We start from the raw sequence: 8003 nt of genomic DNA, 5'->3' as shown, positions 1-8003 counted from the left end.
TACCATGGCGGCAGCCGCGACCGGCACGCCGCCGCCATGGTAGGTCGCCGCCTCGGCCGACGACGGCCCCGGCGCGTCGAGCACCGCGCGGCACTCGCTCGGCAGGTTCGCCATCGTCATCAGGTCGCGCGCCTTGGGCGCATCGGGGTTCTTGTTGGGCCGCCAAGGCTCCTGCGTGAACCACCAGGCCAGCGGCTTGCCGCAACCGTCATCGTCCGGCGTCGCTTCCTGCGCCTTGCAACCGGACGAGCCCGGCTGGCAGCCGATGCGCATGTGGAAATGATAGTCGTGGCCCCAGAACGGCCTGACCTTGCGCAGCCAGAAGCGGTCGCCCTTGACGGTGTCGCAGAGCTTTTTCTTGATGCCCGGATTGACCAGGATGCGCTCGACCTGGCCGTAGCTCGCCGCCCGCTTCAGAAGCCTTGTGTGCGCTGGCGTCCACAGCGCGTCCTTCACCAGATGGGTCTTCTCATCGACCATCAAGGTGGCGCTCATCGATTCGCGCTGCGCCATCGACAGCGGGCGGCGGGGCATCGGCGTCAGCCAGATGTCGGCGTCGAGCCCGATCTGGTGCGAGGCATGTCCTGTCAGCATCGGGCCGCCGCGCGGCTGCGAAATGTCGCCGATCAGCAGGCCTGGCCAACCATCGGCCGCTGCGTCGCGCGACAATTTCTCGACTACCGCGATCATCGCCGGATGGCCCCAGCGGCGGTTGCGCGACGGCCGCATCACCTGCCAGGTCGGACCGTCCAAGGGAATGGCGACGCCGCCGGCAAAACAGCCCTTGGAATAGAATCCGATCGACTGCGCCGCGGTCGCGGCCGGCAGTTTCTTGGCGCCGAACAGGTCTTTTGCCCGCTCCTCGGCGCTCGCCGGCTGAACGGCTAACCCAAGCACGGCAAGCAGGCCGAGCGCAGCGGCCAACAGGGGCGTTTTGCCTAGAGATAGCCTCATCGCTGTCTTCATGAACCCGGTTCTCCACCGCAATCCCAAGGCCGAATCATAGCACGCCGCGCCCGCGGCTTCGATGGTCAGCGCTTCATCGGGCTGCGCGCTTCGCCGTCACGCCAATCGCCGCTTGCCCACATATGGTCGAAGGCGGCGCGGTAGTCTGGAAACCGCAGGGAATAGCCCGCCGCCTTGATCGCCGCATTGGCGACACGCTTGTTCTCGCCATAGAAGGACCGTGCCATGGGCGAAAGTTGGGCGGCGTCGAAGGGAATCTCGGGCGGCGGTTCGATACCCATCAGCGAAGCGGCATAGGCGACGACATCCTGCGGCGGCGCCGGCAGGTCGTCGGTGACGTTGAAGATGCCGCCTGTATTGCCTTCGATGAGCTGCCACAGGGCGCCGGCAATGTCGTCGCAATGGATGCGGTTGAACACCTGGTCCGGCTTGACCAGCCGCCTTGCAGTGCCGTTTTCCAGATTGACCAGCGCGTTGCGGCCGGGGCCGTAAATGCCGGACAGGCGCAGGATCGCCCCCGGTCGGCCGATCTCGCGGCCCAGCTCCAGCCAGTCTCGTTCGGCGGCCACCCGCATCACCGAGCGCTTCGACACCGGCCGGCATTCCGCCGTTTCATCGACCCAGGCGCCATCATAATTGCCGTAGACGCCGACGGTGGAGAGATAGCTGATCCATTCGAGCGCCGGCATTTGAGCGATTGCCTCTCGTGCGGCATTCAGAACGGGATCGCCGGCCTCTTCCGGGGCAATCGAAATCAGCAGATGCGTTGTTTTTCCCAATGCATCGCCGATTTCGCCGGTCATCGCGCCGTCGAACAGAAGCGGCGCGACACCAGCCTGCCGTAGCGTCTCGAATTTTTCCGGCGAGCGTGTCGTGCCGAAGATCGTCGCGGCGCCTTTGTTAGCCCGAGCAAAAGCCCTGCCGGAATAGCCGGCGCCGAAGATGAATATCTGCTTTTCGCTCATGCATTCGCCCTGGTTGGCCGCGCCAGACGCCATTCGTCGCGCACGGCTTCGTCGCTTTCGGTTTTCAGGCCGATGGCTGCCCGTTCTGAATATTCGGCATCGGGCACCAGCCGCGCCAGCGCCCATATTGCCGCGCCCCGGACCAGCGGCGAGGCATCGTCCAGCAAGGCGCGCACAGTGTCGGCAAGAGAGGCATCGCCGGAATTGCCGGCGGCGATCAGCACGTTGCGGATGAACCGGTCGCGGCCGATGCGTTTTATCGGCGAACCGGAGAAGAAAGCGCGGAAGGCCGCGTCATCGAGACCCAAAAGGTCGGCGAGCGGCGGCTCGCGCAAATCATCGCGCGCGACGAGTTTTGCTTCGGAAGCTGCCCGGGCGAATTTGTTCCACGGGCAGGCGGCAAGACAATCGTCGCAGCCATAGATGCGGTTGCCGATCTTTTCGCGGAATTCGTGCGGAATCGGCCCCTTGTTCTCGATGGTGAGATAGGAGATGCAGCGCCGCGCATCGAGCCGGTAGGGCGCCGGAAAGGCATCGGTCGGGCACGCGTCGAGGCAGGCGCGGCAGGAGCCGCAATGGTCGATCTCGGCGCGGTCGGGCACGAGTTCGGCGGTGGTGAAGATGGTGCCGAGGAACAGCCAGGAGCCGTGTTCACGGCTGACCAGATTGGTGTGCTTGCCTTGCCAGCCGAGCCCGGCGGCCTCGGCCAGCGGCTTTTCCATCACCGGCGCGGTGTCGACGAATACCTTCACATCACCCCCGGCGCGCGCCACGATCTTGCCGGCGATCTCCTTCAGCCGCCCCTTCATCACATCGTGATAGTCGCGGTTTTGCGCATAGACCGAGATCGCGCCGGAGTCGCGCTTGGCCAGCACCCCGCGCGGATCATGGTCGGGGCCATAGTTCATCGCCAGCACGATGATCGAGCGCACCTGCGGCCAGAGGGCCATTGGTTCACTGCGGCGTTGGAGCGTCTCGGCGATCCAGTCCATCGACCCATGAAAGCCATCAGCGACGAATTCGGCCAGGCGCGCCGGCGCCAGCGGGATCGCATCGGGGGAGGTGACGGCAACGGCATCGAAGCCGGCGCGCTGCGCCTCCGCGTCGATCAGCGCGCGCAGTTTCGCGGCGTCAGAAGTCGAGGTCCGCATAATGCGACACCGGTGACAGGCCGCGCACCCGGTCGGTCAAAAGCGGCCGGAAGGAGGGCCGCGACTTGACCCGCGTGTACCATTCGCGTGCAGCGCTGTGCTCGCGCCAGTCGATCTCGCCGAGATAGTCGAGCACCGACAGCGTCGCCGCGGCCGCGAGGTCGGCATAGGTGACCCTCGAACCGGCCAGCCAATGGCGGGTGCCGGCCAGCCAGTTGGTGTATTTCATGTGCTGGCGGATGTTGGCGCGCGCGGCACGGATCGCGCCCGAATCGGGCGAGCCGCCGCCAGCCGTTTCCGGCATGACCGGCTTGAGCACGCGCTCGCGCACCAGATGGCGAGTGACTTCACTTTCGGCCTTGTTGAGATACCAGTCGATGAGCCGGCGGATTTCGGCGCGCTGCATCGGGTCCTCGGCGAACAGCCGCTTGTCGCGCTTCAGCACGCCGCGCGTTTCATCGAGATATTCCGAAATCACCGTCGCGCCGACGATCGGCACGTCGCCTTCGGCCAACAGGATCGGCAGCGTTCCGGCCGGGTTCAGCGCCAGGAACTCCTTGCGCCGGGTCCACGGCTTTTCCTCGATCAAAGCCAGCTCCTCGCCATACTCGCCGAATGCGAGGCGGACGAAGCGACAGGTGGCGAACATGGGATGGTGGAAAAGCGTCAGCATGGTTCCGCGATGATAAAGCGCACTGGCGAATCGCAGGGCGCACCGGTAAGTCTTGGCCGCCCGGTTAGCGGGCCGTCAGGGTGTTGCGACCTATAGGGGGACTTCAACGCCATGACAAGCAAGCCCTTCTGTCAGCCGTCACGCCAATGCCGAGGTAGCCATGGAAAGCCAGACCATCGTCGAAGCCCTGCTGCTCGGCCTGCTGGAGGGGTTGACCGAGTTCATCCCGGTGTCGTCGACCGGCCATATTCTGCTTGCCGGTCATTTCCTCGGCTTCCATTCGACCGGCAAGGCCTTCGAGATCCTGATCCAGCTCGGCGCCATCCTGGCGATCCTCAGCGTCTATTTCCGCCGCCTGTGGAAGATGCTGCTCGAACTGCCGCATGACCGGCTGACGCGGCATTTCGCCATCGGCATCCTGATCGCCTTCCTGCCGGCGGCGATCATCGGCGCACTGGCGCATGATTTCATCAAGACGGTGCTGTTCGAATCGCCGAGGCTGATCTGCATCATGCTGATCATCGGCGGCGTCGTGCTGCTGGCGGTGGACCGCATGAACCTCAAGCCGGTCTACCGCGATGTCGAGCGCTTCCCGACCCGGCTTTACCTGCAGATCGGGCTTTTCCAGTGCCTGTCGCTCATTCCCGGCACATCGCGTTCGGGCTCGACCATCGTCGGCGCCCTGCTTTTGGGCGTCGATAAGCGCGCTGCCGCTGAATTTTCCTTCTTCCTTGCGATCCCGACCATGGTCGGCGCCTTTGCCTTCGACCTGTTCAAGAACCGCAACGTGCTGAGCAGTGCCGACCTGCCGATCATCGCCGTCGGCTTCGTCGCCGCCTTCGTCACGGCGCTCATCGTCGTACGCTTCCTGCTCGAGTACGTCTCGCGCAAAGGCTACGCGCTGTTCGGCTGGTGGCGGCTGGTGGTCGGCGGTGTCGGACTGCTGGCGTTGATGATCTGGGGGTGAGGAGTGGTCCGCGAAGCGGACGGAAAGCCAATTGCTTGGCTTTCCGAACGACGAACGGTGAAGGCCCGGTTCGCCTTCGGGCGGATCAAAAGGTCCGGTGGACCTTTCGAAGGGACTGAACGCCCGAAGGGCAGGGAGCCAGCGAAGGGCGAGCAACGCCCGTAAGTGGCCCCTCAACTCCTCCCGTAAAATGCATTCTCGACATGCACCGGCCAGCGCCAAGGCAGCACGGCGACCATGTCGAAGCGCATCGACAATCTGCCATAGTCCGCTTGGCGCGACAGCCAGATGTCGGCCGCGCCTTCTATGCGACGCTCCGATTCGTGACCGATCGCCTCCATGGCTTCCATCAGCGTGCGCCGCGCCTTGACCTCGACGAATAGCACCAGATCGCCGCGCCGCGCGATCAGGTCGATCTCGCCGAAGCGTGTGCGGTGGCGGCGCGCAAGGATTCTGTAGCCCTTCATCATCAGTGCTGCCGCCGCCAGCCATTCGCCGCGATGACCGCGTCGATAGGCCTTTTGGCGGCTGACGCTTGGGCGCTCAGCCACTGTCGCTTTCTCCAGAAGTCTCCCTGAGGTCAAGCAGCCGCCGATAGAGGGCCTGTTTCTGGCCGCCGGTCATCTTCGCGGCTTCCGCGGCCGCCTTGGAGGCCGGCATTTCGGCGGCAAGCGACAGAAGCAGACGGTCGATGTCTTCAGGCTCGTCGACCCTGGCCTCGGCCGGACCGACGCAGACGACGATTTCGCCCTTCGGCGTATCGGCCGCAGCATAGTGGTCGGCCAGCGCCTGCAGCGTGCCGGTGCGCATCTCCTCAAAAGTCTTGGTCAATTCCCTGCCGATAGCGGCCTTGCGCTCGCCGCCGAGCGCTTCGACCATGGCAGCCAGGGAGTCAGCCAGCCGGCGCGGCGATTCAAAGAAAATCAATGTCGCCGGCACGGCCTTCAGTGCTTCCAGCCGTGTCAGCCGCTGCCCTGATTTGACCGGCAGGAAGCCGGCGAACAGGAAGGCATCGGAGGGCAGGCCGGATGCCGTCAGCGCCGCCAGCGGCGCTGACGGGCCGGGGATAGGCACGACGCGAATGCCGTGGTCGAGCGCCTCGCCGACCAGCCGGTAGCCGGGATCGGATACCAGCGGCGTGCCGGCATCGGAGATCAGCGCCACGCTCTGCCCGGCCTGAAGTGCCGATATCAGCTTCGGCCCGGCCTCGCCGGCATTGTGTTCATGATAGGCCGTGGTGCGGCGGCGAATGCCGTAGCGGTCGAGCAGCACGCGCGACACCCGCGTGTCTTCGCAAGCAACGATGTCGGCGGCGGCCAGCGTCTCCAACGCGCGCAGCGTGATGTCGGCGAGATTGCCGATCGGCGTCGCCACCAGATAGAGCGCCGGCTCCAATGGCCGTGCCGCGATCTCGGTCTGCCCGACCACATAGCTGCGCTTGCTCGTCTCTGCGGTCACCGATGACTTCTCCATTCAGCCCTGTTTGGCACGGCTGACGCGGGCTTGCAAAAGCTGACGCCGATGTAAGGAATTCGCCTTTCCTTTGCCACAGTGGGGAACCAAACCGGCGTTGGCAGATTAGCCCCCTGATTCCGGAGGAGGACAGGATGGACAGCCTGAAGATACAGGACGCTTTCGAGCCCTACTATGCCGGCCGCAAGCGCGGTGCCGCGCCCAGGGACAAGCGCCTATCTGCCAAGACCGAGCACAGCCTGGCCAAAGAGCGAGCCGTGAGCGCTTTGCCGACCAACGTCAGGCTTTCCGACAACAAACCCGATAGCACGACGGAGCACTGACCGGACGATGCCCAATCGCTTCGATATCTTCATCACCCGTCTTGAAACAAAGAATGCCCGCAACGGCGCGCAACTAGCCTCGATAGGCGACCAGCACCGCGCCCGCCGCGATAAGGGCGACGCCAAGCCAATTCGCTCCGGACAACCGCTCGCCGAGAAAGGCCGCGCCAAACACCGCCACAAGCACGACGCTTAGCTTGTCGATCGGCGCCACCTGCGCCGCATTGCCGATCTTGAGCGCCCGAAAGTAGCAGAGCCATGACGCGCCGGTCGCCAGACCGGACAGGCCTAGGAAAGCCCAGGTCTTTGCCGAGATCGTGGCCGGCGACTGGAACTGGCCGCTGGCAAGCAGGATGGCACCGAGCACGATCAGGATGATGACCGTGCGGATGAAGGTGGCGAAATCGGAATTGATGTTCTCGATGCCAACCTTGGCGAAGATCGCCGTCAGGGCAGCGAACGCAGCTGAGAGCAATGCCCAGAATTGCCAGGAGGATACGGTCAGGTTCATGCCGGTGGCCTTTGCGGATGAGGTCTCAACCGAGATACCGTGGAACGCGTGCCTTCAGAAGTGTAATCCTAAGCTTCGGAGATTGGACGAGGCTTCCCCACCTTCGTCATCCACGGGCGGAGCAGGAGCGAAGCGACGTCGCGAAGACCCGAGGATCCATTCCGTGACTTCTGAATTTCGCTACGGTGCAGAATCTGGAAAGCTGGCGTGGAGAGGATGCGCCGGCAACGAAATCTATTGTTTGAACGGGACAAGTGGCAGAGCAGGCATGCCCATTCTGGACCGTGACGCCCCGCAGCAGCCGTCGCGGCATGGATCCTCGGGTCTGCGCGCCGCTTCGCGTCGCTCCGCCCGTGGATGACGAGGCGGGAGGAGCTTGGCGCAGGCAAAGCTACCTGCCTACCGCGCCAGATCGGCGACCACGGCGTCGAGCACGATCATGCCGGCGGCCGTGGCGCGCAGGCGCGCATTGCCGATCGGCGCCACCAGCCCCTCTCCCTGCAGCATCGACAGCCGTGCTGACGACAGGCCGCGTCCGGAGAACGCCTCGTAGCGGGAGAGGTCGATGCCTTCGGCGAGCCGCAGGCCCATCAGCAGGAATTCGTCGGCCTCTTCCGAACGCGTCAGGATTTCGCCGCCGGTGACGCCATGGCCCTTGGCCTCGACCAGATTGGCCCAGGTTTCCGGCATCCGCTCGGCGATCGTCACCGTGCGGCGGCCATGCTCGACGAAGCGGCCATGCGCGCCCGGCCCCACGCCGACATATTCGCCATAGCGCCAATAGGTGAGGTTGTGCCGGCTCTCGGCGCCCGGCCTTGCGTGGTTGGAAATCTCGTAAGCCGGCAAGCCATGCGCCGTGGTGATCTCCTGCGTCAGCGCATAGAGGTCGGCGGCGTGGTCATTGTCGGGAATGATGAATTTCTTCGCCGCATGCAGCGCGTGGAAGGGCGTGCCTTCCTCGATGGTCAGCTGAT

Annotated in this window: 8 protein-coding genes and 2 pseudogenes; 2 read left to right on the top strand and 8 right to left on the bottom strand. The window is 64.7% G+C overall.

From position 1 onward, the window contains the following. The 4 genes and pseudogenes from mepA to EOC06_RS18510 form a co-directional block, all read right to left on the bottom strand. Nucleotides 1–966 (bottom strand): annotated as a pseudogene (mepA, locus tag EOC06_RS18525) (penicillin-insensitive murein endopeptidase); the annotation flags it as partial. A 65-nt stretch (nucleotides 967–1031) separates the two neighbouring features. Beyond that, complete coding sequence (locus EOC06_RS18520) at nucleotides 1032–1931, bottom strand: SDR family oxidoreductase (protein ID WP_128308457.1); 900 nt, start codon at nucleotides 1929–1931, stop codon at nucleotides 1032–1034. After that, nucleotides 1928–3082, bottom strand: a complete 1155-nt coding sequence (queG, locus tag EOC06_RS18515; protein WP_128308456.1) for a tRNA epoxyqueuosine(34) reductase QueG — start codon at nucleotides 3080–3082, stop codon at nucleotides 1928–1930. The genes EOC06_RS18520 and queG overlap by 4 nt, the downstream gene beginning before the upstream one ends. Then, nucleotides 3063–3755, bottom strand: a complete 693-nt coding sequence (locus EOC06_RS18510) for a glutathione S-transferase family protein (RefSeq protein WP_013528622.1) — start codon at nucleotides 3753–3755, stop codon at nucleotides 3063–3065. The genes queG and EOC06_RS18510 overlap by 20 nt, the downstream gene beginning before the upstream one ends. Nucleotides 3756–3915: 160 nt before the next feature. Here EOC06_RS18510 and EOC06_RS18505 point away from each other — a divergent pair, with 160 nt between their 5' ends. Continuing rightward, nucleotides 3916–4722, top strand: coding sequence for an undecaprenyl-diphosphate phosphatase (locus tag EOC06_RS18505; RefSeq protein ID WP_128308455.1), 807 nt, complete (start codon nucleotides 3916–3918; stop codon nucleotides 4720–4722). A gap of 173 nt (nucleotides 4723–4895) precedes the next feature. On the opposite strand, the gene EOC06_RS18500 is transcribed toward EOC06_RS18505, so the two are convergent. Next, complete coding sequence (locus EOC06_RS18500) at nucleotides 4896–5273, bottom strand: YraN family protein (protein ID WP_127269758.1); 378 nt, start codon at nucleotides 5271–5273, stop codon at nucleotides 4896–4898. Next, the gene (gene rsmI, locus EOC06_RS18495) at nucleotides 5266–6195 is read right to left on the bottom strand and encodes a 16S rRNA (cytidine(1402)-2'-O)-methyltransferase (protein WP_127382148.1); all 930 of its coding nucleotides are present in this window, start codon (nucleotides 6193–6195) and stop codon (nucleotides 5266–5268) included. Before rsmI ends, EOC06_RS18500 begins: the two co-directional genes overlap by 8 nt. Nucleotides 6196–6329: 134 nt before the next feature. On the opposite strand from rsmI, the gene EOC06_RS18490 reads away from it, so the two are divergent. Beyond that, nucleotides 6330–6518: a hypothetical protein gene (locus EOC06_RS18490; protein ID WP_127269534.1), complete on the top strand. Its 189-nt coding sequence runs from the start codon at nucleotides 6330–6332 to the stop codon at nucleotides 6516–6518. Nucleotides 6519–6591: 73 nt separating this feature from the next. Here EOC06_RS18490 and EOC06_RS18485 read toward each other — a convergent pair whose 3' ends face one another. Both EOC06_RS18485 and EOC06_RS18480 read right to left on the bottom strand, forming a co-directional pair. Beyond that, nucleotides 6592–7029, bottom strand: coding sequence for an EamA family transporter (locus EOC06_RS18485; protein ID WP_127269533.1), 438 nt, complete (start codon nucleotides 7027–7029; stop codon nucleotides 6592–6594). A gap of 399 nt (nucleotides 7030–7428) precedes the next feature. Beyond that, nucleotides 7429–8003, bottom strand: a pseudogene (locus EOC06_RS18480) (coproporphyrinogen III oxidase); the annotation flags it as partial.

The sequence above is a fragment of the Mesorhizobium sp. M7A.F.Ca.MR.362.00.0.0 genome (assembly GCF_004023175.1).
Taxonomy (GTDB): Bacteria; Pseudomonadota; Alphaproteobacteria; order Rhizobiales; family Rhizobiaceae; genus Mesorhizobium.
This window is presented reverse-complemented; position numbering and strand designations above follow the sequence as displayed.

Coding starts and splice junctions, on each gene's coding strand:
- EOC06_RS18520 (WP_128308457.1), bottom strand. CDS start 1,931: ATGAGCGAAAAGCAGATATTCATCTTCGGCGCCGGCTATTCCGGCAGG.
- EOC06_RS18505 (WP_128308455.1), top strand. CDS start 3,916: ATGGAAAGCCAGACCATCGTCGAAGCCCTGCTGCTCGGCCTGCTGGAG.
- rsmI (WP_127382148.1), bottom strand. CDS start 6,195: ATGGAGAAGTCATCGGTGACCGCAGAGACGAGCAAGCGCAGCTATGTG.
- queG (WP_128308456.1), bottom strand. CDS start 3,082: ATGCGGACCTCGACTTCTGACGCCGCGAAACTGCGCGCGCTGATCGAC.
- EOC06_RS18485 (WP_127269533.1), bottom strand. CDS start 7,029: ATGAACCTGACCGTATCCTCCTGGCAATTCTGGGCATTGCTCTCAGCT.
- EOC06_RS18490 (WP_127269534.1), top strand. CDS start 6,330: ATGGACAGCCTGAAGATACAGGACGCTTTCGAGCCCTACTATGCCGGC.
- EOC06_RS18510 (WP_013528622.1), bottom strand. CDS start 3,755: ATGCTGACGCTTTTCCACCATCCCATGTTCGCCACCTGTCGCTTCGTC.